At 67.6% G+C, this 24548-nt stretch carries 26 protein-coding genes and 2 tRNA genes; 21 read left to right on the top strand and 7 right to left on the bottom strand.

The annotated features are described in order from the left end of the window. Positions 1 to 155 precede the first annotated feature (155 nt). Complete coding sequence (locus ASE48_RS17675) at positions 156 to 1364, top strand: cytochrome P450 (RefSeq protein ID WP_057168397.1); 1209 nt, start codon at positions 156 to 158, stop codon at positions 1362 to 1364. Between the two features lie 33 nt (positions 1365 to 1397). Here the strand turns inward: ASE48_RS17675 and ASE48_RS17680 are convergent, their stop codons facing one another. Then, complete coding sequence (locus tag ASE48_RS17680; protein ID WP_057168398.1) at positions 1398 to 3704, bottom strand: ATP-dependent DNA ligase; 2307 nt, start codon at positions 3702 to 3704, stop codon at positions 1398 to 1400. 31 nt (positions 3705 to 3735) lie between these two features. Between ASE48_RS17680 and ku the strand changes: the two genes are divergently transcribed. Then, positions 3736 to 4668, top strand: coding sequence for a non-homologous end joining protein Ku (gene ku / locus ASE48_RS17685; RefSeq protein ID WP_057168399.1), 933 nt, complete (start codon positions 3736 to 3738; stop codon positions 4666 to 4668). Between the two features lie 9 nt (positions 4669 to 4677). Here ku and ASE48_RS17690 read toward each other — a convergent pair whose 3' ends face one another. The 3 genes from ASE48_RS17690 to ASE48_RS32735 all read right to left on the bottom strand — a co-directional run bounded on the left by ASE48_RS17690 (position 4678) and on the right by ASE48_RS32735 (position 5606). Further along, the gene (locus tag ASE48_RS17690) at positions 4678 to 5181 is read right to left on the bottom strand and encodes an HNH endonuclease (protein WP_057168400.1); all 504 of its coding nucleotides are present in this window, start codon (positions 5179 to 5181) and stop codon (positions 4678 to 4680) included. 59 nt (positions 5182 to 5240) lie between these two features. After that, a tRNA-Ile gene (locus tag ASE48_RS17695) sits at positions 5241 to 5314 on the bottom strand. 136 nt (positions 5315 to 5450) lie between these two features. After that, the gene (locus tag ASE48_RS32735; RefSeq protein WP_156409255.1) at positions 5451 to 5606 is read right to left on the bottom strand and encodes a hypothetical protein; all 156 of its coding nucleotides are present in this window, start codon (positions 5604 to 5606) and stop codon (positions 5451 to 5453) included. 138 nt (positions 5607 to 5744) lie between these two features. On the opposite strand from ASE48_RS32735, the gene ASE48_RS17700 reads away from it, so the two are divergent. The 11 genes from ASE48_RS17700 (at position 5745) to ASE48_RS17750 (ending at position 15986) form a co-directional block, all read left to right on the top strand. After that, positions 5745 to 6536 carry an SDR family oxidoreductase gene (locus ASE48_RS17700; protein ID WP_057168401.1) on the top strand — a complete coding sequence of 264 codons (792 nt, stop codon included), beginning with the start codon at positions 5745 to 5747 and terminating at the stop codon, positions 6534 to 6536. A gap of 9 nt (positions 6537 to 6545) precedes the next feature. After that, positions 6546 to 7622, top strand: coding sequence for an NAD(P)H-dependent amine dehydrogenase family protein (locus tag ASE48_RS17705; RefSeq protein ID WP_057168402.1), 1077 nt, complete (start codon positions 6546 to 6548; stop codon positions 7620 to 7622). A 243-nt stretch (positions 7623 to 7865) separates the two neighbouring features. Continuing rightward, positions 7866 to 8078, top strand: a complete 213-nt coding sequence (locus tag ASE48_RS17710) for a hypothetical protein (protein WP_057168611.1) — start codon at positions 7866 to 7868, stop codon at positions 8076 to 8078. Between the two features lie 84 nt (positions 8079 to 8162). Then, complete coding sequence (locus ASE48_RS17715) at positions 8163 to 9392, top strand: Nramp family divalent metal transporter (RefSeq protein ID WP_057168403.1); 1230 nt, start codon at positions 8163 to 8165, stop codon at positions 9390 to 9392. 7 nt (positions 9393 to 9399) lie between these two features. Then, positions 9400 to 10470, top strand: coding sequence for a poly-gamma-glutamate hydrolase family protein (locus ASE48_RS17720; RefSeq protein ID WP_057168404.1), 1071 nt, complete (start codon positions 9400 to 9402; stop codon positions 10468 to 10470). A 52-nt stretch (positions 10471 to 10522) separates the two neighbouring features. Beyond that, the gene (locus ASE48_RS17725; protein ID WP_057168405.1) at positions 10523 to 11827 is read left to right on the top strand and encodes an NAD(P)/FAD-dependent oxidoreductase; all 1305 of its coding nucleotides are present in this window, start codon (positions 10523 to 10525) and stop codon (positions 11825 to 11827) included. Next, entirely contained in the window at positions 11821 to 12564 is a 744-nt protein-coding gene (locus ASE48_RS17730) for a DUF1365 domain-containing protein (protein ID WP_057168406.1), read from the top strand. Before ASE48_RS17725 ends, ASE48_RS17730 begins: the two co-directional genes overlap by 7 nt. Then, complete coding sequence (locus ASE48_RS17735) at positions 12564 to 13838, top strand: class I SAM-dependent methyltransferase (protein ID WP_057168407.1); 1275 nt, start codon at positions 12564 to 12566, stop codon at positions 13836 to 13838. The genes ASE48_RS17730 and ASE48_RS17735 overlap by 1 nt, the downstream gene beginning before the upstream one ends. A gap of 28 nt (positions 13839 to 13866) precedes the next feature. Next, entirely contained in the window at positions 13867 to 14445 is a 579-nt protein-coding gene (locus tag ASE48_RS17740; RefSeq protein ID WP_057168612.1) for a sigma-70 family RNA polymerase sigma factor, read from the top strand. Beyond that, on the top strand, positions 14442 to 15170 hold the full coding sequence (locus ASE48_RS17745; RefSeq protein WP_057168408.1) for an anti-sigma factor: 729 nt from the start codon (positions 14442 to 14444) through the stop codon (positions 15168 to 15170). The genes ASE48_RS17740 and ASE48_RS17745 overlap by 4 nt, the downstream gene beginning before the upstream one ends. 18 nt (positions 15171 to 15188) lie before the next feature. Next, on the top strand, positions 15189 to 15986 hold the full coding sequence (locus ASE48_RS17750) for a TIGR03621 family F420-dependent LLM class oxidoreductase (RefSeq protein ID WP_057168409.1): 798 nt from the start codon (positions 15189 to 15191) through the stop codon (positions 15984 to 15986). Here the strand turns inward: ASE48_RS17750 and ASE48_RS17755 are convergent. Continuing rightward, positions 15967 to 16533 carry a DinB family protein gene (locus ASE48_RS17755; protein ID WP_057168410.1) on the bottom strand — a complete coding sequence of 189 codons (567 nt, stop codon included), beginning with the start codon at positions 16531 to 16533 and terminating at the stop codon, positions 15967 to 15969. The genes ASE48_RS17750 and ASE48_RS17755 overlap by 20 nt on opposite strands. An 83-nt stretch (positions 16534 to 16616) precedes the next feature. Between ASE48_RS17755 and ASE48_RS17760 the strand changes: the two genes are divergently transcribed. From ASE48_RS17760 to ASE48_RS17785, 6 genes are all read left to right on the top strand, one after another. Continuing rightward, positions 16617 to 17783, top strand: a complete 1167-nt coding sequence (locus tag ASE48_RS17760) for an AI-2E family transporter (RefSeq protein ID WP_057168411.1) — start codon at positions 16617 to 16619, stop codon at positions 17781 to 17783. Between the two features lie 167 nt (positions 17784 to 17950). After that, positions 17951 to 18187 (top strand): microaggregate-binding protein 1, encoded by a 237-nt coding sequence (mbp1, locus tag ASE48_RS17765; RefSeq protein WP_057168412.1) that lies wholly within the window; start codon positions 17951 to 17953, stop codon positions 18185 to 18187. A gap of 73 nt (positions 18188 to 18260) precedes the next feature. Then, on the top strand, positions 18261 to 19430 hold the full coding sequence (locus ASE48_RS17770) for a sensor histidine kinase (RefSeq protein WP_200962195.1): 1170 nt from the start codon (positions 18261 to 18263) through the stop codon (positions 19428 to 19430). Further along, on the top strand, positions 19427 to 20092 hold the full coding sequence (locus ASE48_RS17775; RefSeq protein ID WP_057168413.1) for a response regulator transcription factor: 666 nt from the start codon (positions 19427 to 19429) through the stop codon (positions 20090 to 20092). The genes ASE48_RS17770 and ASE48_RS17775 overlap by 4 nt, the downstream gene beginning before the upstream one ends. Positions 20093 to 20204: 112 nt before the next feature. Further along, the gene (locus ASE48_RS17780) at positions 20205 to 20789 is read left to right on the top strand and encodes a DUF2867 domain-containing protein (RefSeq protein ID WP_057168414.1); all 585 of its coding nucleotides are present in this window, start codon (positions 20205 to 20207) and stop codon (positions 20787 to 20789) included. Positions 20790 to 20819: 30 nt separating this feature from the next. Further along, positions 20820 to 20895: transfer RNA gene (locus tag ASE48_RS17785), tRNA-Arg, on the top strand. Between the two features lie 19 nt (positions 20896 to 20914). Here ASE48_RS17785 and ASE48_RS17790 read toward each other — a convergent pair. Further along, positions 20915 to 21490 carry a TetR/AcrR family transcriptional regulator gene (locus tag ASE48_RS17790; RefSeq protein ID WP_057168415.1) on the bottom strand — a complete coding sequence of 192 codons (576 nt, stop codon included), beginning with the start codon at positions 21488 to 21490 and terminating at the stop codon, positions 20915 to 20917. 24 nt (positions 21491 to 21514) lie between these two features. Here ASE48_RS17790 and ASE48_RS17795 point away from each other — a divergent pair, with 24 nt between their 5' ends. Then, positions 21515 to 22699 carry an MFS transporter gene (locus ASE48_RS17795; RefSeq protein ID WP_057168416.1) on the top strand — a complete coding sequence of 395 codons (1185 nt, stop codon included), beginning with the start codon at positions 21515 to 21517 and terminating at the stop codon, positions 22697 to 22699. Here ASE48_RS17795 and ASE48_RS17800 read toward each other — a convergent pair. After that, on the bottom strand, positions 22681 to 23133 hold the full coding sequence (locus ASE48_RS17800; protein ID WP_057168417.1) for a carboxymuconolactone decarboxylase family protein: 453 nt from the start codon (positions 23131 to 23133) through the stop codon (positions 22681 to 22683). The two genes, ASE48_RS17795 and ASE48_RS17800, sit on opposite strands and share 19 nt — an antisense overlap. Positions 23134 to 23339: 206 nt before the next feature. Here ASE48_RS17800 and ASE48_RS17805 point away from each other — a divergent pair, with 206 nt between their 5' ends. Next, positions 23340 to 24548 carry a PP2C family protein-serine/threonine phosphatase gene (locus tag ASE48_RS17805; RefSeq protein ID WP_057168418.1) on the top strand — a complete coding sequence of 403 codons (1209 nt, stop codon included), beginning with the start codon at positions 23340 to 23342 and terminating at the stop codon, positions 24546 to 24548.

Raw genomic sequence — 24548 nt, forward strand, 5'->3', positions numbered from 1 at the left:
TGTCATGTTATCAAATGACTAACTTAGTAACATCACCTATAGGCCACCTCCCACGACTCCGCACTCCGGCACTGTTCAATGCCGCTGAGTACTGGCTGGCGCCCGAGCGCTTCGTCCGGCGATGCGAGCCACTCGGCGATCGGTTTCTGGTACCGATGCCTGCATCGCAGCCATGGCTCTGCCTCACCGATCCTGACGACATCCGGAGTGTCTTCGCCGCCGACACCGGTGTCCTACGCCTCGGCGCCGCGTTGGCCAAGAACGCACCGCACCCGCTGGTCCTCGGTCCGACCGGGTTGACGAACGTCGACGGTGGCGAGCACACGCACAGACGCAAGATGCAGTTGCCGCCGTTCCGCGGCCGGGCAGTCGCCAATTACGAGGACGTCATGCAGCGCAAAACCGAGGAGGCGCTGTCGCACTGGCCCTACGGACGGCCTACCCGGGCCGACTTGCACATGCAGGTGATCTCACTGGAAGTGATCATCGCCGTCATCTTCGGTGTCACCGATTCCGACCGTGCGCAACGCCTGCGCGCGGCCACCCTGGCGCTCATCCGCGAGGGCAACTCGCGGCGATTCTTCCTGCAGACGATGCTCGTCACTGCCCGGAACACGGGCTGGGATGGCCCCTTCCCACGCATGCGCGCCGCAATGGCCGCCGTCGACGCGATCGTGCTCGAAGAAGCCGCCGAGCGACGGCGACATGACGACCTCGACCGAGAAGATGTCCTCGGGATTTTCTTGCGCGCCCGCGACGACAACGGCATTCCCATGCCCGACGGCGAGATCTGCGACGCCATGCGGACCCTGCTGCTCGGCGGACACGAGACCACCGCCTCCACCCTCGCTTGGATCCTGGAACGTGTCACCCGCCACCCCGACGTCCTCGCGCGGCTCGAGACAGCAGCACTGCAGGGCGATGACGACTACATCGACGCCGTCATCAAGGAGGCCATGCGATTGCGGCCGGTGTTCCCGGTCACCGCGCGACTTGCGTCCGAGGACTTCACGCTGGGTGATCTGACAATTCCTGCCGACACACTCATCGTCCCGCACATCACGCTGGTGCACCGACGTCCCGACCTCTATCCCGACCCGCTCGAGTTCCGCCCGCAGCGATTCCTCGACGCACGCGCTGGGACCTACGAGTGGATACCGTTCGGCGGCGGACCGCGACGCTGCATCGGGGCGGGATTCTCGCTCGTCGAAATCCGGATTGTGTTGCGCACAATGCTTCGCCACGCTCGACTCCTTCCGACGAATCGGCGTGCCGAACGCATCGCGAGACACACCGTGACGATCGCCCCCGGCCGTGGAGCGACCGTCACGCTCGAACGTCGTGTTGGCAACGCAGCCACCTGAATCCACTGCGCGCTCGGCGGCCGTGCTCCAAAGCTATTCCCACACCACCTCATCGGGTGTTTTGTCCGGCCGCAGGCCCCGCCAACTGGGTTGCCGCAACCGGCCATCGGAGGTGCGCTCGCTGTAGCGCACCTCCCCCACCAATTCCGGGCGCACGAACGTGACCCCCTTGGCATCGGGTCCGGTCAGCCGCTTCACAAACGGTGATTCGTCGGTCTCCAGCGGCTTCAACGTCGCCCGCAGATCCTTGAGCATCTTCTCGGTGAACCCGGTCCCCACCCGGCCGGCGAACTGCAGGCCGTCGTCACCGGGAACCCCGACGACCAGCGCGCCGATCCCGCTGGTGCGTCCGCCCTCTCCGGCGCGCCAGCCGCCGATCACGACTTCCTGTGTCCGCCAGAGCTTGTCCTTGATCCACGACTGCGAACGCCGCCCCGGCTGATAGGTGGAGTCCCGCTTCTTGGCCACCACTCCTTCGAACCCGTGCTCTCGCGCGTACACGAGAGCCTCAGCTCCGCTGCCTAGCAGCTGTTCGGGGACGATCAGTCCCCCGCCCTTGGCGAGCGCTTCCAGCAGTTTGCGCCGGTCGGAGTACTTGGCCCGCAACAGGGATCGCCCGTCGAGCTGCAAGATGTCGAACGCCCAGAACTCGACACGGGTGGACCGGGCGCGGTTCTGCATCTCACCAAAGCTCGGCACCCCCGAGGAGTCCAGTGCGACCACCTCGCCGTCGAGGATCACGTGATGGTCGGCCAGGTCGGCGGCGAGCGCCCGCAGTTGCGGATACTCTCCGGTCACGTCGCGGCCGCTGCGGGTGCGCAGCAGCAGATCCCCGTGATCGGCGTCGACCAGTAGCCGGTAGCCGTCCCACTTGCCCTCGAACGCCCAGACGATCGGCGTCAGCTTCTCCACCGATCCGTGGGTGGCCAGCATCGGCGCCAGATCCTGGGCATTCGCAACCGGCTGCTCCTTCATCCGGTGCGCCAGCCAGTTCTTACCACCGGTCTGGATCAACGCGTAGCGGCCCTTGATCTTCGAGCCGTGCAAGGTGACGATCACCTCGCCCTTTTTGCCGTCGACGCTCTCACCGTCCACGCCGGGATCGCGGAACTTCTCGGTCTCGTAGGTGCCGGAATCCCACACGATGACCTCACCACCGCCGTACTCGCCCTTGGGGATCGAGCCCTCGAAGGTGGCGTACTCCAGCGGGTGATCCTCGGTGTGCACGGCAAGGTGATTCACCGATGTCTTCTCGGGCAGGTTCTTCGGGACCGCCCAGGAGACCAGCACCCCGTTGCGTTCCAGCCGGAAGTCGTAGTGCAGGCGGCGCGCGTGGTGCTCCTGGATGACGAAGGTGTCGTCGTTCCCGGTGGCCGGGGCCTTGCGCGGCACCGGTTCGGGCGTCTTACCCGCGTCCCGCATGCTGCGGTAAGTGGTGAGTTTGTCTGGCAGCGGCGCGCTTTCGTCAAGTCCTGCGAGCAGGTCACCGTCCCGCTCCACCCGCGCCAGCACCTCGTCGAAGCGCAGATGCCGAAGATCGGGGTCTCCGATCTCCTCCCAGGTCCGCGGCGCGGCGACGGTCGGCTCTGCCCGGCCGCGCATCGAATACGGCGCGATGGTGGTCTTGGCGGCGCTGTTCTGGCTCCAGTCCAGGAACACCTTCCCGGTGCGCAGACTCTTGGTCATTGTCGCGGTGACCTGCTTGGGCATGGCCTTCTCCAGCTGCACAGCGATCCGCTTGGCGAGCACGGACGCGCCCTGCGAGCTCACCGGGTCGGCCAGCGGCACGTAGAGGTGCAGGCCCTTGCTGCCGCTGGTCAGCGGGTAGGCCGTCAGACCGATGTCCTCGACGTAGCCGCGGACCTCGTGAGCGACCTCGCACAGCTGCCGGAAGGTCACGTCCTCGCCGGGGTCGAGATCGAACACGATGCGCGTCGCCGGGCCGGGATGCCCCGCCGCTGCGTCATCACCCGCCCCGCTTCGCCCGCCCGTGAACCGCCACTGCGGGACGTGCACCTCCAGCGACGCCTGCTGGGCGATCCAGGCCAGCCCCTCGCGCGTATCGATGATCGGATAGGTCGTCGTCCCCGACCGATGCGTCACCGAGCCCCGCTGCAGCCAGTCCGGGGCGGACGACGCCAGCTGCTTTTCGAAGAACTCCGGCTGCTCGACCCCGTTGGGCCAGCGTTTGCGGGTCACCGGACGCCCGGCGATATGCGGGACCATCGCGTCGGCGATCGCCACGTAGTAGTCGAACACCTCGGCCTTGGTGGTGCCGGTGGCGGGATAGAGCACCTTGTCGGGATTGGTCAATTTGACCCGGCCGTCGCGCTCCACCACTCAAACGTAATACCCGCTGTTACCGTTGCCTATGCGATCAATCTGGAAGGGCTCGGTCTCCTTCGGTCTGGTCAACGTGCCGGTCAAGGTCTACAGCGCGACCGAGGACCACGACATCAAGTTCCATCAGGTGCACGCCAAGGACAACGGGCGCATCCGCTACAAGCGCACCTGCGAGGTCTGCGGCGAAGTGGTCGAGTACCGCGACATCGCCCGCGCCTACGACTCCGACGACGGCCAGACGGTGATCATCACCGATGAGGACATCGCCACGCTGCCCGAGGAACGCAGCCGCGAGATCGAGGTCGTCGAGTTCGTGCCGGCCGATCAGCTCGATCCGATGATGTATGACAAGAGCTATTTCCTGGAGCCGGACTCGAAGTCCACCAAATCCTATGTGCTGCTGGCCAAGACACTGGCCGAGACCGACCGGGTGGCGATCGTGCACTTCGCGCTGCGCAACAAGACGCGGCTGGCGGCGCTACGGGTCAAGGACTTCAGCAAGCGCGACGTCATGGTGATCCACACGCTGCTGTGGCCCGACGAGATTCGTGACCCGGACTTCCCGTCGCTGGACAAGGACGTCGACATCAAGCCCGCCGAGCTGAAGATGGCCGGGCAGGTGGTCGAATCGATGACCGACGATTTCAAGCCCGACCAGTTCCGCGACGACTACCAGGAACAGCTGCATGAGCTGGTGCAGGCGAAACTGGAAGGCGGCGAGGCGTTCACCGTCGAGGAGCAGCCCACCGATCTGGACGAGTCCACCGAGGATGTGTCGGACCTGCTGGCCAAACTGGAGGCCAGCGTGAAGGCCCGCGGGTCCGGTTCGGCCGCCAAGGACGAACCCAAGAAGTCCGAGCCCAAGAAAGCTGCGGCCAAGAAGGCGCCGGCCAAAAAGGCCGCTGCCGAGAAAGCCCCGGCGAAAAAGGCGCCCGCGAAGAAGGCCGCCGCCAAGAAGTAGCGGTGGCCTTCAACCCGTCACGGGCGACAGGTCCCGCCAGATCCGCCGCTGCGTGGCCGCGGACGGCGTCGGCACCCGCGGCTGCCACCGCAGCGCAATCCCGGCCTCTTCCGGCGTCGCGTCCGCCTTGAGCTGGTTGCAGGTCAGGCAGGCGGCGATCAGGTTGGCCCACGAGTTCGGCCCACCCCGCGACCGCGGCAGCACGTGGTCGACGGTGGTCGCGAAGTCACCGCAGTACCCGCAGGTGTTCTTGTCCCTGCGCAGCACGGCGGTCATCGACGCCACCGCGTGCTCGTCGAGGTCGCGGTGCGGCACCAGCACATAGTGGTTCAGCACGATCACCGTCGGCAGCGGCACGACCAGGTGCGCCGAGTGGATGGCCGCGCCCGATGCGTGCGCCTGGTGGATACGCGCCTTGCCCTTGACCACCAGCACGACCGCGTTCTCCCAGGACACCAGGTCGAGAGCTTCATACGATGCGTTCAGCACCAGCACCGCCGGGTACACGTTCATGGGCGACCCCTCCCTCCTGGTGCTGAACCGTTGAGCTACAGCGGCATTCGTGAAACAGGTACTCCGAGAGGGAATTGAACCCTCGCCCTGGACCTTATAAGGGTCCTGCTCTCACCAACTGAGCTATCGGAGCGAAAGGCGCTCTCCGTCAGGAACATTGGTGAACGACAACTGAATCAAAGACTGCCGGGCACTGGCATGTCAACACCAATAAATACGGACTGAACTGCGAAAACACCTTTTTCCGGGCACGCCGAAAACTGGGCGCGTCAGGCGACGCGCTCAGCAGCCAGGATGAGTTCTGCAGATATTCGTGACGATTTCTCGGCCGCCGCCCGCCGCACACGCAGATCGCACGCCACATAGACCGAGCCGGTGGTACTCGGCTCGGCCTGGGCGCGGCGCTCGGCGGCGGAGAGGAACATGCAACAACGGTAACGCCGGGCGCCACCGATTTAGGTGATAAATGTCAGCCGCGGCCAAATTAGAACGTGTTACAGAAATCCGCCCGATCGGCCGCGCACTCTTGTTACGGTGACGCCGAGAACAGAAATGAGGCCTGCATGATCCTGGACAAATTCCGACTCGATGATCAGGTGGCCGTGGTCACCGGGGCCGGTCGCGGACTCGGCGCCGCGATCGCCGTGGCATTTGCCGAAGCCGGTGCAGATGTGGTGATCGCGGCCCGTACCCGGTCGCAATTGGACGAGGTCGCCGCACAGGTCGCGGCGGTCGGCAGACGCGCACACGTGGTAGTCGCCGACCTCGCCCATCCGGAGTCCACCGCGGCACTGGCAGCCGAGGCCATCGAGGCGTTCGGGAAACTAGACATCGTCGTCAACAACGTCGGCGGCACCATGCCGGCCCCCCTGCTGGACACCTCCACCAAGGACCTCAAGGACGCGTTCACCTTCAACGTCGGGACCGCCCACGCCCTGACCGTCGCCGCCGTGCCGCTGATGCTGGAGCACTCCGGCGGCGGATCGATCATCAACATCACCTCGACGATGGGCCGTCTCTCCGGACGCGCGTTCGCCGCATACGGCACCGCCAAAGGCGCCCTCGCGCACTACACCAGGCTGTCCGCGCTGGATCTCTGCCCACGCATCCGGGTCAACGCCATCGCCCCGGGCTCCATCCTCACCTCGGCGCTGGACATCGTGGCTTCCAATGACGCACTGCGCGACCCGATGGAGAAGGCCACCCCGATGCGCCGCCTCGGCGATCCCAGCGATATCGCCGCCGCCGCCGTGTATTTGGCGTCGCCCGCCGGCAGCTACCTGACCGGTAAGACCCTCGAGGTCGACGGCGGCCTGACCTTCCCCAACCTCGATCTGCCCATCCCCGACCTGTAAAGGAACGCCATGAGCATCAAAGTCGCCGCGATCGGCACCGGAAACGTGGGCCGGCACGCCCTCACCCAGCTGATCAACGATGCGCAGTACGAACTCACCGGAGTCTGGGTGTCCTCGGACGCCAAGGCCGGTAAGGACGCCGGGGAGCTTGCCGGGCTTGATGTTTCGACCGGCATCAAGGCCACCAACGACCTGGACGCCATCCTCGCCGACAAGCCGGACTGCGTCGTGTACACCGCGATGGCCGACAACCGGCTGCCCGACGCCCTGGAGGATTACCGCCGCATCCTGGCCGCCGGCGTGAACGTGGTGGCCAGTGCGGCGGTCTTCCTGCAGTACCCGTGGCAGGTGCTGCCCGCTGAACTGCTGGCACCGATCGAGAAGGCCGCCGAAGAAGGCGGCGCCAGCATCTTCGTCAACGGCATCGATCCCGGTTTCGCCAATGACCTTCTGCCCCTTGCCCTCGCGGGCACCTGCCAGACCGTCGAGCAGATCCGGTGCATGGAGATCGTCGACTACGCGACCTACGACAGCCCCACGGTGATGTTCGACGTGATGGGCTTCGGCAAGTCCCTCGACGATCTGCCCATGCTGCTGCAACCGGGCGTGCTCAGCCTGGCCTGGGGCTCGGTGGTGCGCCAGTTGGCCGCCGGGCTCGGCATCGAGCTCGAGGAGGTCACCGAGACCCACGTCCGGATTCCGGCGCCGGAGGATTTCGAGATCGCGTCCGGCCACATCGCCGAGGGCACCACCGCGGCGATGCGTTTCGAGGTCCGCGGCATGGTCGGCGGCCATCCCGCCGTGGTGCTGGAACACATCACCCGCTTGCGCGACGACCTGTGCCCGGAATGGCCGCAGCCCGCCCAGGAGGGCGGCTCGTACCGCATCGAGGTCACCGGCGAACCGTCCTATGCCTTGGACCTGTGCCTGAGCAGCCGCAAGGGTGATCACAACCATGCCGGCCTGGTCGCCACCGCGGCGCGCGTGGTCAACGCGATACCGGCCGTCGTCGCAGCGGCTCCGGGCATCCGCACCACCCTGGACCTGCCGCTCATCACCGGAAAGGGGTTGTATTCTGGACAGTGAGCGCACAACTCACCAAGAGGCCTCGCCTATGAAGAACACACCGTTGTTGCTCCACATCTGGCTGCACTGACAGCCACCACTCGTACACGGCCGCCTATCCATTCGGCGGTAGCTGACGGGCTCAAGCGCATGCCTGTGCGCACTCCCGTCGATATTCATGCCTGCCCCTGGCCGCGCCGACGTGTCGCGCCGATCAGCGGCGGCCGCGGCGGCTTTCCCGGGGGCCTCCGTCAGGAGAGCATCATGCGAACAAGCCTTTTCGCACCCGTCATTCTCGTCGCCGCGGTGTCGTTTGCGCCCGCCGCAGGGGCCGTCCCGGACTGCGCACAGGTCGGTGTCACCACGACGCTGTGCACGCGACCCGGCCACGCCCAGCTGTCTACCTACCCGGCACCGATGAACTACGGCCCCTGGCAGTGGTGGCAATGGGGCGGCGGCGGGTTCTACTTCGGTTAATGACGCCCCGGCGCACTGAAATCGGAGTTTTTCGGCTACCCTAACTTTTCTATTCGCTAGTCCGGATGGAGGAGAAGGGGAAGCGTGCTGCACGACACGACGCCCACGCGGGCCCGACCGGGTTGGTTCCTGCTCGGGCCGGCATTCGTGGCGGCCATCGCCTATGTCGACCCCGGCAACGTCGCCGCCAATGTCAGCGCCGGCGCCCAGTACGGCTTCCTGCTGGTCTGGGTGATCCTGGTCGCCAACATCATGGCGGGGCTGGTGCAGTTCCTGTCGGCCAAACTCGGCCTGGTCACCGGGCGTTCGCTGCCCGAGGCCGTCGCCGATCATTCCCGCACCCGGACCCGGGTCGCCTACTGGCTGCAGGCCGAGTTGGTCGCCATGGCCACCGATCTGGCCGAGATCGTCGGTGGGGCGATCGCGCTGTACCTTTTGTTCGACCTGCCCTTGCTGGTCGGCGGGGCCATCACCGGCGCGGTGTCGCTGGGGCTGCTGGCGATTCAGAACCGACGCGGCCAGCGGGTATTCGAGCGGGTGATCACCGGCCTGCTGCTGATCATCGCGATCGGCTTTCTCACCAGCCTGTTCGTCGCCCCACCATCGGCCGCCGATGTCGCATCCGGTCTGGTCCCCCGTTTCGACGGTGCCGAGAGCGTGCTGCTGGCCACCGCCATGCTCGGCGCCACCGTGATGCCGCACGCGGTGTACCTGCACTCCGGGCTGGCCCGCGACCGACACGGACACCCTGACGCCGGTCCGGCCCGAAAGCGGCTGCTGCGCATCACCAAATACGACGTCGGCCTGGCCATGCTGGTCGCCGGAGCGGTGAACCTGGCCATGCTGCTGGTCGCCGCGACCAACCTGCAGGGCATGGACAACACCGACTCCATCGAGGGCGCCCACGCTGCCGTCAGCAGTCAGCTCGGCCCGACCGTGGCGCTGTTCTTCGCGATCGGCCTGCTGGCGTCCGGGCTGGCCTCGACCTCGGTCGGCGCGTACGCCGGCGCCATGATCATGTCGGGGCTGCTCAAACGCAATTACCCACTGCTGTTGCGCCGCCTGGTCACCCTCATCCCCGCGCTGGTGATCCTCGCCATCGGCGTGGACCCCAGCCGCGCGCTGGTGCTCTCGCAGGTGGTGCTGTCCTTCGGTATCCCGTTCGCGCTCATCCCGCTGATCCGGCTGACCAGCAACCGGACGCTGATGGGCGCCGATATCAACCACCGGGCGACCACGGCCCTAGGCTGGCTGGTGGCCGGTGTCATCACCGTGCTGAACGTCGTGTTGATCTACCTGACCATCCGAGGCTGACCCCTGAATGCAGTCCGACCACCTGTACTTCGCATACGGATCGAATCTGTGCGTGCAACAGATGGCCCGGCGCTGCCCGGACGCCACCGACCCCCGGCCGGCCACCCTCGCCGACCATGACTGGCTGATCAACGAGCGCGGGGTAGCGACCGTCGAGCCGTTCGACGGTGCCGTCGTGCACGGGGTGCTCTGGCGGCTCAGCGATCACGATCTGAGCGTGCTGGACAGCGCCGAAGGCGTTCCGGTGCGCTACCGCCGCGACGAGCTCGTCGTGCACACCGCCGAGGGCCCCGGCCCGGCCTGGGTCTATATCGACCCGCGGGTCGAACCCGGACCGCCCCGGCCCGGCTATCTGGAACGCATCATCGACGGCGCCCGCCACCACGGGCTGCCGCAGCGCTGGGTCGATTTCCTGCACCGGTGGGATCCTGCGAGCTGGCCCCACCGCGACATCACCGATACCCCTGCACCGCAATCTCTTTCGGAACTACTGACCGACCCGGACATCGTCGAGAGCAGCACCCTGGCCTCCCGGTTCGGGTTTCTGGCCATCCACGGCGGTGGGCTGGAACAGATGACCGATGTCATCGCCGACCGGGCCGCCCGGGCGTCCGGTGCCTCGCTGTACATGGTGCGCCACCCCGACCGCTACCCCCACCACCTGTCGTCGCGGCTCTACCGGCCCGCCGAGTCCGAGCAGCTCGCCGCCTTCCTCGACCACGTCGACACGGTGATCTCGCTGCACGGCTACGGCCGCATCGGCCGCAGCACCCAACTGCTGGCCGGCGGCGGCAACCGGGACCTCGCCGCGCATCTGGCGCGACACCTGCAGGTGCCCGGCCACCATGTGGTCACCGACCTCGAGGCGATGCCGCGGGAGCTGCGCGGGCTGCACCCGGACAACCCGGTGAACCTGCCCCGTGGCGGTGGCGTGCAGCTCGAACTGCCGTCGCGCGTGCGCGGCACCAGCCCGCGCAGCGGGTTGCCCGACGCCGACGGCATCACCCCGGCGACCGCGGCGCTGATCGACGGACTGTCCGCCGCCGCGAGAGCCTGGTCACTCCCGTCGTCACGGTGAGCTCCGCGTCGCACCGACCCATCCATTTTCCGCACCGCTCCGAATACAAATCGTGGAACGAAACGACCTCACCGGCCGCTCGGTCGCCGTCATCGGCAGCGGTGTCGCCGGGCTGACCGCCGCGTACGTCCTGTCCGCACACAACCGGGTCACCCTGTTCGAGGCCGATGTCCGCCTCGGCGGCCACGCCCACACCCACCTGGTCGACGACGGGCGGGGCAACCCGGTCGCCGTCGACACCGCGTTCCTGGTGCACAACGACCGCACCTACCCCACGTTGTGCAGGCTGTTCGACGAGCTCGGCGTGCAGACCCATGACACCGACATGTCGATGTCGGTGCGCGACGACAGCATCGGGTTGGAGTACGCCGGCGCCCGCGGGGTGGGTGGACTGTTCCCGTCCCTGTCGAACCTGACCCGGCCGCGGTATCTGCGCATGCTGGCCGAGGTCACCCGGTTTCACCGGGCGGCCAGCGACCTGCTCGGCTTCGGCGATCCACACGACACCGTGACCTTGGGGGCGTTCCTGGAGCGCAACAGGTTCTCGGACTACTTCATCGAGCACTTCATGACACCGCTGGTGGCGGCGGTCTGGTCGTGCGCCCCCGGCGAAGCCCTGCGCTACCCCGCGCGCTACCTGTTCATGTTCCTCGACCACCACGGCATGCTGACGGTGTTCGGTTCGCCGACCTGGAAGACCGTGGTCGGCGGCTCGGCCAGCTATGTGTCCGCCGTCGCCGAACGCGTGCACGAGGTGGTGCTCGGGTCACCGGCCGGGTCGGTGCGCCGCAACGAACACGGCGTGCAGGTCACCACCGGAGCAGGCGGCCCCCGGCAGTTCGATGCCGCGGTGATCGCCACCCACCCCGATCAGGCCCTGCTGGCGCTGGCCGAACCCACCCCCCGGGAACGCGACATCCTCGGCGTGATCGGCTACTCCGCCAACCACGCTCAGCTGCATACCGACACCTCCCTGCTGCCGACCCGGGCCCGCGCACGGGCGTCCTGGAATTACCTCGCCACCGGAGGGGACGGGCCGGTTCTGGTGACCTACGACATCAGCCGGCTGATGGGGCTGACCGGAGAGCGACGATTCATGGTCACCCTGGGCGGGCGCGAACGGGTGGATCCGGCCACCGTGATCGCCGAGATGATCTACGACCACCCGCTGTACACACCGGAATCGGTTGCCGCCCAACGTCTGCTGCCGACCCTGAACGACGACCGGGTGGTGTTCGCCGGCGCATACCACGGCTGGGGCTTCCACGAGGATGGTGCGGCCGCCGGTCTGCGCGCCGCCGAACGTCTGGGCGCCCGCTGGCCTTCCACGCCGGAGCAGGAGTCGGTGTCATGCTGACTCCGTCGCTGTACCGCACCCGGATCAGCCATATCCGGCACGCCCCGGTGCGGAAGGGATTCGAGCATCGCAGCTACACCTGGTACGTCGATATAGACGAACTGCCCCAGCTGCCGATCTGGTTGCGGCCCTTCGCCGTTTTCCGTGCGCAGGACCACTTTTCGGCACCCGCGGATCAGCAGCCGACGCTGCGTGAACGGGTCGACGACTTCCTGGCCGCCAACGACATCGACCCGGTCGACGGCCAGATCACCGCGCTGTTGCACGCCCGGGTGCTCGGCTACGTCTTCAACCCGATCAGTGTCTTCTGGTGCCATGACGCCGCCGGGGTGTTGCAGCACGTCATCGTCGAGGTGCACAACACCTACGGCGGTCGCCACGCATATCTGTTGCCGCCCACCGAAACCGGACCGACGGCCGTCACCAAGAGCTTCTACGTCTCCCCCTTCAACGAGGTCGAGGGCTACTACCTGGTCGATGCGCCGCGGCCCGACGCCACCGCGGATCTCGCGATCTCCTGGCACCGCAGCAACAAGCTGGTGTTCGCCGCGTCGCTGCACGGGAAGCGCATGCCGGCATCGGCGCTGGATGTCGCGCGGATGCAGCTGGTGGCGCCGGTCGCGCCCCTGATGGGCGCACTGCAGATCCGGCTGCACGGTATCGCGCTCTGGCTGCGCGGCCTGCCCGTCATACCCCGCACCATCACCATGTCCGAGACCAGGAAGGCCACGCACTGATGACGCTGGAGACCACCGGCAGCACCGAGGCTCAGGCGAATTCCACTCGGTGGGCACAGATCGCGAGAGCACCCCGCGGCCCGGTCAGCGCCGTGCAGGGACACATCGCCGGGGCCCTGCTGCGGCGAGCGGTGCGCCAACTCCCGATACGGTTGGAACACCCGGACGGATCCGTCCTGGGCGCCGCCGATCCCACCCTGCCCACCATGACATTGCACCGGCCCGAGGCGTTGTTCCGCCGGGTCGGCCGCTACGGACTCATCGGATTCGGCGAGTCCTACATGGCCGGCGACTGGACCTCCAACGACCTGCCTGCATTGCTCACCGAGTTCGCCTCCTCCGTCGATGTACTGATACCGCCTGTGCTACAACGACTTCGCCCCCTTGCCGTGGTACGGCACCCGCGGTCCATGCACAACAGCCCGGCCCAGTCGCGGCGCAACATCGCCGAGCATTACGACCTGTCCAACGCACTGTTCGCCGAGTTCCTCGACGAGACGATGACGTACTCCAGCGCGCTGTTCGGAGTCACCCACCCGCAATGGCGCGATCTGGCCGTCGGCCAGCGCGCGAAGATCGACCGCCTGCTCGACGCCGCCCAGGTGCGCGCCGGCAGCAGGGTGCTCGAAATCGGCACCGGGTGGGGCGAATTGGCGATCCGGGCGGCAGCACGCGGTGCCCACGTGCACAGCATCACGCTGTCCTCCGAGCAACTCGAACTCGCCAGTCGGCGCGCCGACGAGGCCGGCGTCGGCGACCGTGTGCACATCGAATTGCGGGACTACCGCAGCGTCGAGGGCCGCTATGACGCCGTCGTCTCGGTGGAGATGATCGAAGCCGTCGGATATCGCTTCTGGCCGACGTTCTTCCAGACCCTGGAGAAGCTGGTGCTGCCGGGCGGGCGCGTCGCGCTGCAGGCCATCACCATGCCGCACGACCGAATGCTGGCCTCCCGCAACACCCACACCTGGATCCAGAAATACATCTTCCCCGGCGGGCTGCTGCCCTCGGTGGAGGCGGTCGTCGGGATCACCGAACGCTGCACCGGACTGCGCACCATCGACATGTACTCGCTGCAGCACGATTACGCCGAAACCCTGCGGTTGTGGCGCGAACGCTTCCTGCAGCGCTCGGCGGCCCTGGCGGCGCTGGGCTTCGACGACACCTTCCAGCGCATGTGGGAGCTCTATCTCGCTTACTCGGAGGCAGGATTCCGCTCCGGGTACCTCGACGTCTACCAGTGGACGTTCGCCCCGACCGGAGGCCGTCGATGAGCAATGCGAAATACCGGTGTTGCAGACCGTGACCGCGTCCGTGCCCGCTAGGCTACGGAACGTGACGGCAGACCTCGACGCGTTGCTGCGCCGGGTGGCGCAACGCGATGTCGATGCCTTCGCCGAGTTCTACGACCACACCCGGTCCCGGGTGTACGGGCTGGTCACCCGGGTTCTGCGGGACCCCGGCTACAGCGAGGAAACCACCCAGGACATCTATCTCCAGGTGTGGCGCAACGCCTCGGACTACAACCCGTCGGCCGGTTCGCCCATGTCCTGGCTGATGACCGTCGCCCACCGGCGGGCCGTGGACCGGGTGCGCTCCGAACAGGCCGCCACCGACCGGGAGGCCCGCTACGGCGCGGCCACCGTCGAACTGCCCGTCGACCAGGTCTCCGAGGGCGTCCTCCAACGCGAGGAATACCAGCAGGTCGCGGCATGTCTGGGAGCGCTGACCGACCGGCAGCGCGAGTGCATCCAGTTGGCCTACTACGAGGGCCTCACCTACGTCCAGGTCTCCAGTCGGTTGTCGGCGAACCTGGCCACCATCAAGTCACGGATGCGCGATGCCATCCGCGGACTGCGCAACTGCCTGGGTACCGCATGACCACGCCGCACGAGGATCTCCTGGCCCTGGCGACGGCGTACGCGCTCAACGCCGTCGACGACGCCGAGCGCGCCGACATCGAGCGCCGGGTCCGGGCGGCTCCCGACGATGTCTCCGCGGCATTCGCCGTCGAGGTGCGCCAGGTGCGCGAGGCGATGGCCGTGGTGTCCGCGACGACCGCCGCCGAACCTCCCGCGCACCTGCGCGAGCGCCTGCTCGAATCGATCACCGCCGATCAGGCACCGCAGACAGCCCAGGTGCGGCAACTGCGACCGGCGCGGCGGCGCTGGACCACGGCGGTCGCCGCCGCGGCCGCAGCCATCGTCATCGGCGTGGGCACGTTCGGCGTCGGGTGGTGGCTGCGACCGGTGCCCACCGAGACCACCGCCGAACAGATCTTCGCCGCACCCGACGTCCGCACCGTCTCTGGCCAGATCCCGACCGGCGGCACCGCGACCGTGGTGTTCTCCCGTGAACGCAACGCCGGTGTGCTGGTGATGAACAACGTCGAACCGCCCACGACCGGCACGGTCTATCAGATGTGGCTGATCGACACCGAGGGAGCGCACTCGGCCGGTGTGATGGACGCCGGCGCGATCGCCCCGTCGACCACCGCGGTGCTGCCCGATCTCGGCTCCTCGACCACCCTGGCGTTCACCGTGGAACCCGGTTCGGGCTCCGACCGACCCACCAGCACGCCGTTCGCCTCACTGCCGCTGAGCTGAGCGCGCTAACGTCGGATCATGCCCCGCGACTTCCGGTTCGGTCTCAGCCTGCGCGACACCTCCTCGGCGGCCAAGGTCCGCGACGCCGCCCGGCTGGCCGAGGATCTCGGCTACGACGTGCTGCTGGTGCCCGACCACCTCGGTGCACCCGCCCCGATCCCGGTACTGGCCACCGCCGCCGCGGCCAGCGAGACACTGCGACTGGGGACGTTCGTGTTGAATGCCTGCTTCTACAAACCGGCCCTGCTGGCCCGCGATGTCGGTGCGCTGCACGACCTGTCCGGGGGCCGGTTCGAGGTTGGCCTGGGCGCCGGGTACGTCCGCGAGGAGTTCGAGGCCGCCGAACTGCCCTTTCCGTCGGCACGTCAGCGCATCGAATACCTGGAGCATGTCGTCGAGTACCTCGCCGAGCATGTGCCCGGCGCACCCATCATGATCGCCGGTGGCGGTGACCGGCTGCTCACGGTGGCCGGTAGGTGGGCGTCCATCGTCGGTGTCACCGGGAATCCGGTCGCCGAACGCATCGCGTTCCTGCGGGAGGTGGCCGGCGCCCGGTTCGACGACATCGAGTTGAACCTGGCGATCACCGCCGTGCCCGCGGACGGCTCCGGGCTGCCGAACCTGGCGATGACCCGCCGCTACGCCCCGGACCTGAGCGATGAGCAGCTGCTGGCACTTCCCGGCGTGCTGTCCGGTTCGGTGACCGAGATGGCCGACAAGGTGCGCGGGCTGCGCGATACCTACGGGGCCAACTATCTGGTGGTGCAGGCCGGTCACGCCGAAGTGTTCGGGAAGGTCATCGCCGAACTTCGGTAGCGGCGTCCTCGATGCGCTGACGAAGCCGCGGCCAGTCTTCGTCCGGAAGCCCGGTGCCACCTGGGTGCGTTCCGGCTGCATCGTCGATCAGTTCGCGCACGATATCAGCGTGCCCGGCGTGCCGGGTGGTCTCGGCGACCATGTGCACCAGCACATGGTGCAGGGTCACCGGGCGGCCATCGGGCATGGTCCCCCGGTGGCCGAGGCCCAACGTGTCGATGGTGGCATCGGCATGCGCACACGCGCGACGGTAGAGGTCCACGATCTCGGCGCGGCTTTCCTCGGGCCTGACCCACATGTCGATGGTGGCATCGTCCTCGACGGCGAGCCACGCCGGAGGGTCCGTAAAGGGGCGATCGAAAACCCAACCAAAATAACCGATTTCACAACCGGAAAGATGCTTGACCAGACCGAGCAGATTGGTGCCGTGGAAGGTCAGCGGGCGCCGCATATCGTAATCCGACAGACCATCGAGTTTCCACAACAGCGCCTCGCGCGCCTCGCGCAGACACCGATGCAGGTCCGCCTTGAAGTCCACCCCCGTCACGCCCCGAACTTACCTGCCTGCGGGTTTCAGGAATTGACAGTGGGGTAAACCCCATCAGGTTCCGGCGGCTGACAGGGGTGCACATGGACGACTCCGCAGCCGATGACGGGCACAACGACATGGTGGCCCAGCCGCACACCCGGGATGAAGGCCCGGTCGCCGAGGCGGAAATCCAAGCGGCAGAGATGACTTCGCCCGAACAACCGCTTGGGGAGCCGGGCAAGAAGTTCGACCGGCGCTCCCCGTTTTTCATCGGCCTGGCCGGCTCGGCGGGGGTGGCCGTCACGTACGGCGCAGTTCAGCTCGCCTCATCACTGTCTTCGATCCTCGTCCTGATCGGCGTCGCGTTCTTTCTCGCGCTGGGGCTGGAACCCGTCGTGTCCTGGTGCGTGAACCGCGGCATGCAGCGCTGGCTGTCGACAACCCTGGTCTTCATCCTCTTCCTGGCCGGGATCGTCGCCTTCGTGGCTGCAGCCATTCCGCCGTTGTCCCAACAGGTGACCGATCTGGTACATCTGGCACCGCAGTATCTGCAGCAAGCGCAGGACAATTCGTCATTCATCGGGCGACTCAACGCGCGTTTCCACCTGCAGGAACGAATCAGCGATGCGGTCGACGATATCGACGGATCGGCCGTCAACCAGGTCGTCAGCGCCGGTACCGCAGTCCTGGGGGCGATCGTCGACACCCTCATCACCGTCGTCCTGACGTTGTACTTCCTCGCCGATATGCCGCGGATCCGCAGCACCATCTACCGGCTGGTGCCGCACACCCGGCGCCCGCGCGCCATCCTGATCGGCGACGAGGTGTTCGCCAAGGTGGGTGCCTACGTGCTTGGCAACGTGCTCATCTCGTTGCTTGCCGGCGCAGTCACCCTGATCTGGCTCATGGCCTTCGACGTGCCCTACCCGTTGCTGCTGGCGATCATGGTCGCCATCTTCGATCTGATTCCGGTCGTGGGATCAACGATTGCGGGCGTGATCGTCGCTGCGGTCGCACTCACCGTCTCCCTACCGGTCTGCATCGCGACGATCGTCTTCTACGTGGTGTTCCGGCTCATCGAGGACTATGCCCTCATCCCCAGGATCATCGGCCGCGCCGTGCATGTGCCGGCCTTGACCACCATCGTCGCCGTGCTGATCGGCGCCGCCCTGTTGGGCGTGGTCGGCGCACTCGTCGCCATCCCCATTGCCGCAGCGGTGCAGTTGATCGTCGAGGAAGTGCTCTACCCACGATTGGACAGTGTCTGATCGGTCTCACGTTTCACAGAGCGTGGCGGAGCCCACTGGCGTGATCGGGTTTGGCGGTTCAGGACCAGGGAACCCCATGAGAGGAAACGAAGTGACTGCCGACAGGCGGGTTCACGGTGCGGCTGAGTCAGTAGCGCACCACATACGAAGCGAAGAAGGAGTCCGATATGGCTGAGAACAATGGTGCCGCCGAAGGTATCTCGGGTGTCGTCGAAGGTGTCAAGGGCAAGGTCAAGGAGGCGGCGGGCGCCGTCACCGGCAATGACAACCTGCGCCGTGAGGGCGAGGCCCAGCAGGACAAGGCCGACGCGCAGCGCGACGTAGCCAAGAAGGAAGCGGAGGCAGAAGCCGCTCGCGGGTCCGCTGAGGCCAATGAGGCCCGTCAGAAGGCCGAGCAGGACTAGCAACACACTTTTGACACTTGGGGGACAGTCCATAAGGGCTGTCCCCCAAGTCGTGTCTGGGTAGGTTGACAGCGTGTCGATCCCCGTCACCGAGCCGCGCCGGCTCGGCCAGGCCGGCCAGCCGGTGTTCGCCGCCGCGCTGGCGCTGGTTCTGCTGCCCGCCGGAGTGTCCGCGGTCCGCGATGACGGTGCGGCCCCGGCCTGGCGGGTGGCGCTGGCCGCAGCGCTGATCGCTCTGCATGTCGGAGTGGCGACCGCGCGGCGCTGGCCGCTGCCCTCGTTCGCCGTGGGTGGGCTGGCCTGCCTGGTCCTGGCTGTGGCGCCCGATCTCGCCGCCGCCACGGCCGTCATCGACACCACCGACTACAGCCCGATCCTGTTGCCCAGCAGTCTGTGTTTCTTCCCGCTGCTGTACGCCGTCAGCGCGCACGCCAAGGCGCCGTGGCCCGATATCGCCCTCGGTGTCGGGCTGGCGGGCTGTGTGCTGGCGGTGGTCCGGCTGTGGGGTTTCAGCGGCACGCCGATCAACGAGTGGGCGTGGTGGCTGCTGCTGAGCACCACCGCGGTCGGCGGGACGCTCGCCGCGTGGGCGCTGGGCCGCTACCGCGCCACCCGGGTCGCCTGGTCGGTGCAGCTCGCCGAGCGGGTGGCCGCCGACGAACGACGGCGTATCGCCCGCGAAATGCACGATGTGGTGGCACATTCCGTCGCGGTGATGGTCAGCCATGCCGAGGCGGGCCGCCTCGTCGTGCCGAACTCGCCGGAACGGGCCCCGGAGATCCTGACGACCATCGCCGAGGTGGGCCGCGAGGCGCTCGTCGAGATGCGCGGTCTGCTCGGCGTGCTGCGCGATGAGGGAAGCTCGACCGCTCCGCAGCCCGGGTTGGGCGATCTCCCCGCACTCGTCGAACGGATACGGGCCGCCGGCGTGCCGACCCAACTCGCCGTCGCCGACGACGTCCGCCTCAGTCCCGCAGTCGGCCTCACGGTGTACCGGGTGGTCCAGGAGGCGCTGACGAACGTGGCCAGGCACGCCGGGCCCGGGGCCGACGCCCGTGTTCAGATCGGTTCTGCATCAAGAGAACTCGTCATCACGGTGACCAATACCGGTGCAGTGCCTGCGACCGCACACCCCGGACGCGGGCTCACCGGCATGCGGGAGCGGGTCGAAGCGATCGGCGGGACGTTGCAGGCGGGGCCGGTCGACGGTGGCTGGCAGGTCAGTGCGAAGGTGGCGCCATGACGGTCATCCGGGTAGCGATCGTCGACGATCAGGAACTCATGCGGTCGGCGCTGCGGATGATGGTGGACAGTCAACCCGATCTCGACTGGGTCGGCGACGCCGCCGATGGCCACGAGGCGCTCGCCCTGGTGCGGTCACGCCAGGTGGACGTGGTGCTGATGGACCTGCGGATGCCCCGACTCGACGGCATCCAGGCGACCGCGGCCATCACCGCCGAACAGCCCGGGTGCCGGGTGATCGCCCTGACCACTTTCGATCTCGACGAGTACGCCTTCCCGGCCCTGCGGGCCGGCGCGAGCGGATTCCTGCTCAAGGACGCCCGCAGCGAGGATGTCGTCGAAGCGATCCGCACCGTGCACGCCGGGCACAGCGTGGTCGCGCCGTCCACCACGCGCAGGCTCATCGAGCATGTCGCCAGAACGCCCGGCGTCGACGGCGGCAAGGGCGAAGCGGTGCGCCGCGCACTGACTCCGCGGGAACTGGACATTCTGCTCGAAATTGCCACGGGGGCAAGCAATCGCGAGATCGCGGACAGGCTCATCCTCTCCGAGGCGACCATCAAGACCCACGTCGGGCATGTGCTGGCGAAGCTGGGCCTGCGCGACAGGGTGCAGGCGGTGGTGCTCGCCTACGAATCGGGGCTGACTCATCCTTCAGGATGAGCGGTCCGAGACCTACGGGCGATGCGCCCGACCGGCGCCGCCCCAATAGTTGAACCATGACTGATCTCATAGGGTTTCGGGCCGGCACCCAACATCGACAGGAGGCGCTGCGGTGAGGCTTCCGGTCGGCGCGCACACCCAGCGGCCGTGGCGAATCCACCGGATCGCACCGGACTTCGCGGTTCTGGATGTGTGGGCCTACCGCACGCCGGGCGCCGGACCCGACGATCTCGCGACCGTGCTCGCGGCCATCCAGGCGTCGGCGTCGCACGATGACGGCCCCAGTCTGACCCGGGTGCTGTTCGCGGTGCGCTGGAAGCTCGGGGAACTCTTCGGCTGGGACGCCGAAGAATCGACCGCGCCGTCCCTGACCGAGCGTCTCCCCGACGACCTCCGGCGGCCGGACGCCGGTGACCCGATGCCGGGGCTGCCGTTCACCTTGCTCTATCAGACCCGCGACGAGGTGGCGATGGAGGTGGTCAACCGGACGGTGCACGCGGTGGCCCACCTGGGGTGGGTGCGCACCCGTGACGGCGACTACCAGCTGCGCATGGCGGTGCTGGTGAAGCCGAACGGCCTGCTGGGGCGGGCCTACCTGGCCGCGATCGCCCCCTTCCGGCATCTGATCGTCTACCCCGCGATGACGCGGCAGTGGGAACGCGCCTGGCGTGAGCGGGCCGGGTCACCCGTGAACTAGACTTCTGCACGCCTGCCCCGGCAGGTCCCCGCCCCCGTAGCTCAGGGGATAGAGCACGGCTCTCCTAAAGCCGGTGTCGCATGTTCGAATCATGCCGGGGGCACCAGCTGTTTTTTTGCCGCAGGTCACCGCTTCGCCACAGCGGCCGACACAACGGTCTCCGCGATCTGCCGTCCCACCCCCGCCCGATCGGCCAGACCTCCGCGCAGCCGCATCGCGAGCTCCCCGGTGACGACCGTGAGCAGCGCCTCAGCCAGGCCGCGCGGGTCCGCGCACGGCAGCGGCTCCGCAAGTCGCCGCAGCGTGTGGCGCAGGTGATCGGTATCGCGATCGACCGCGGCGGCGATCTCCGCGGAGGGGTTCGCATACTCGGCGGCGGCACCCAGGAAGGCACACCACCGCGATCCGTGCGGTGTGCCGGCGAAGGCGTCCAACGCGTCGAAGACTGCCAGCAGACGCTGCTCGTCGGTGCGCGCGGCGTCGATGGCGTCGTCCCACACCTGTTGCCATCGCTGTTGGCGGCGCTCCAGTGCGGCGGCAACCAGCGCTTCTTTGCTTCGAAAGCCCCGGTACAGGGTGGCCGCCGACACCCCGGCTCGCGCAAGCACCGCGTCCACCGAGGTGGCTTCGATTCCCGAGGTGAACATCAGGTCATCGACCGCATCGAGCAGCTTGTCCTCCGAGCCCTTGCGCATCGGCATGCCCGACACTCTAAACTCGAAGAAGTGAAACGGTCGTTTTCGTTTGGGTCCGGACGAGGAATGTTCGTCGTGGTGTTCGGGACGTGCTTCATCGCCGCTACCTACGGGTTGGTGCGACTGGCGTACGGGTTGTTTCTTCCCGACATTCAGCGTGAGCTCGATTTGAGCGCGGCGGGGGCGGGCTACATCTCGTCGGGTTCATCGCTCGTCTACTGCCTGGCTGCGGTCGCCGGCTTCGGCCTCGGCCACCGATCACCACGCGCCCTGATCGTGGCCGCCGCCATCACCGCCTGTGCCGGCGTGTGGGGCATGGCGGCCGCCGGTAACGTCACCGCATTCGGTCTCGGCGCCGTATTGAGTTCTGCCGGTGCGGGTTTCGCCTCGCCGGCGCTGGTGACGATCGTGCACCGCAATGTCGATGCCCGGCACGCCGACGGCGCACAGTCGGTGGTCAACGCCGGCACCGGGCCGGGCCTGGTCGGCGCCGCCGTGTTGGCGGTGCTGGTCGCCTCGCAATGGAGGATCGCCTGGATGGTGACCGGAGTCGTGACCGCCGGCGTCGCCATGGCCGTACTGGCCGCCGACCGGCGACCTCCCGTCCAAACATCCACGCGCTCAAAGACTTCGCTCACCCCGTCGCCATCGTGGTGGGCCGACCACCGGAACGCCATCGTCGCGGCAACGCTCATGGGAGCCGGCTCTGCCGCGGTATGGACATACGGACGCAGCATTCTCGTCGACGCCGGCACCACCTCCGAGCGCGGCACCGTGAGCGCCTGGCTGGCACTCGGCATCGGTGCGACCGCCGTGATCGTCACCGCTGCACTGATGGTGAAGCTGTCCGCCACGGCGGCCTGGATGCTCAGTTGCACCGTGATGACGGTTGCCTTGCTACTGCTGGCCTTCGCGCCACAGTTCAGGCTGGTGGCACTGCTGGCCTACCTCGTGTTCGGGTGGGGTTTCATTGCCGCAACGTCGTCCCTCATCGCGTGGACGTCGGCCATCGATCCCGCCAACTCCGCGGCGGGCACCGCAATACTGTTCGTGGCCCTGGTCTTTGGGCAGGCCATCGGTGCCACCGCACTCGGGTCCATCATCACCGCCACGGGTTTCGGCGCCGCCTTCGTCGTGGCAGCAGTGGTGTCCGCCACGGCGATCGGGATTGCCGCGCGGGACCGGGCCGCGGTGTCTCAGGGCCCTACGGGGTAGTGGCTCGCGATGGCGATGCGGTTCCAGCCGTTCATCTCCACGGCCAACCAGCTGATGGCGGCGATCTGCTGCTTGGACAGCGCCGCCTCGACGTCGACGGCGGGAGCCGCAGAGGTGTGCTCGTCGGCGATCCGGGTGATCCGTTCGGCCAGGGTGAGCGCGGCCTGCTCCTGCTGGTCGAAGTATTGCGATTCCCACCAGGCCGGCAGCACAGCGAGGCGATCGGCCGTCTCGCCGGCCGCGATGGCGTCGCGGGTATGCATCCGCAGGCAGAACGCGCAGCCATTGATCTGCGACACCCGAATCTTGACCAGCTCGACCAGCAGCGCCGTCAGGCCGGCAGCTTCGGTCGCGTCCTTGACCTTGGCGTCGAACGCCGCGAAGGCCTCGTACGGGGCGGAGAACTGCTTACTGATATTGACCTTCGGGAGCATGGTGTCTTCCTAATCCTCGGCGGAACGTTCACCTATATGACTCGGGTGCCCGCCGGATTGTGACACCCATCGGCCGTTGCGCGACGTAACCGTCAATACCTTGGGGTCCAAGATCAGGTATCTGGGTAAGGTCTTAGGCGTTGATATCGACATCGCGTTACCGCGCGACCGGGGTGAACACCCCAGGTGGAGGATTTGATCGTTCCATGCGCGCGCCGCAAAATCCGTTGCCCTCGCCCGGCCCGAACGTTGCCGCGGCGGTAGGTGGGCCGCGGCTCTCGCTGCTCCTGGTCGAGGACGATCGCGCCGATGCGTTGCTGGTCGAGGAACTCATCGCCGACGCCGCAGGTGAGTTCGACTTCGTCTGGTCCCAGACGATCTCCGATGCCGCCCGCACCCTCACCGAACATCGCCCGGACTGCATTCTGCTCGACCTGAACCTGCCCGATTCCACCGGCATGGAGGCCGTGCACCGGCTCGGCGGGCTGGACAACACCGTCCCGATCATCGTGCTGACCGGTCTCACCGATGAGCACTTCGGGGTGTCCGCGGTGTCCTCGGGCGCCCAGGACTACCTGGTCAAGGGCCGGGTCGAGCCCGATACCCTGCGCCGCGCGGTGCTCTACGCCATCGAGCGCAAGCGCGCCGAGCTTGCCACCGTCGACCTGCACTCCAGCCGGCTGCGCGCCCTGGAGAACGCCCGGTTGGAACGCGGGCTGTTGCCGTCACCGGTGCTGCTGGACTCCCCCGGCGTCGACATCGTCACCCGGTCCCGCCCCAGCAGACAGGACGCCCTGGTCGGCGGCGACTTCTTCGATGTCGTGCAGACCGACAACCGCACGGTGCACGTGATGATCGGCGACGTCGCGGGGCACGGCCCCGACGAGGCGGCGCTGGGAGTCGCGCTACGCATCGGGTGGCGCGCGCTGACCTTCGCGGGTCTGCGCGGCAACGAGCGGATGCGCGAGCTCGACCGGATTCTGACCACCGAGCGCCCGAGCAACGGCGTCTTCGCGACGCTGCTCAGCGTGGCTCTCGAACCCGACAGCGGTCAGTTCACCGCGGTACGTGCCGGCCATCCCGGACTGCTGCTCCAAGGCGGCGGCACGGTGGACTGGCTGGAACCCCGCGCGGGTGCCGCGCTGGGCCTCGGTGCCCGCGAGTGGCCGGTCGAACACTACGAGTTGCCGCGGGGGCACGGGCTGTTACTGCTCACCGACGGGCTGTTCGAGGGGCATTCGGGACGCGGTGATGAGCGGCTCGGCGAAGAGGGACTGCTGACCATGGCCCGCTCGCTGGCCCGGTTACCCGGTGCCGACTTCGTGGAGGCGCTCATCGAGCATGCCGAGGCACGTGCGCACCAGCACGGCGGGCTCACCGATGACATCGCGGTGATCAGAGTGGAGCGGTCCTGA

It is taken from the genome of Mycobacterium sp. Root265, from assembly GCF_001428895.1.
GTDB lineage: Bacteria > Actinomycetota > Actinomycetes > Mycobacteriales > Mycobacteriaceae > Mycobacterium.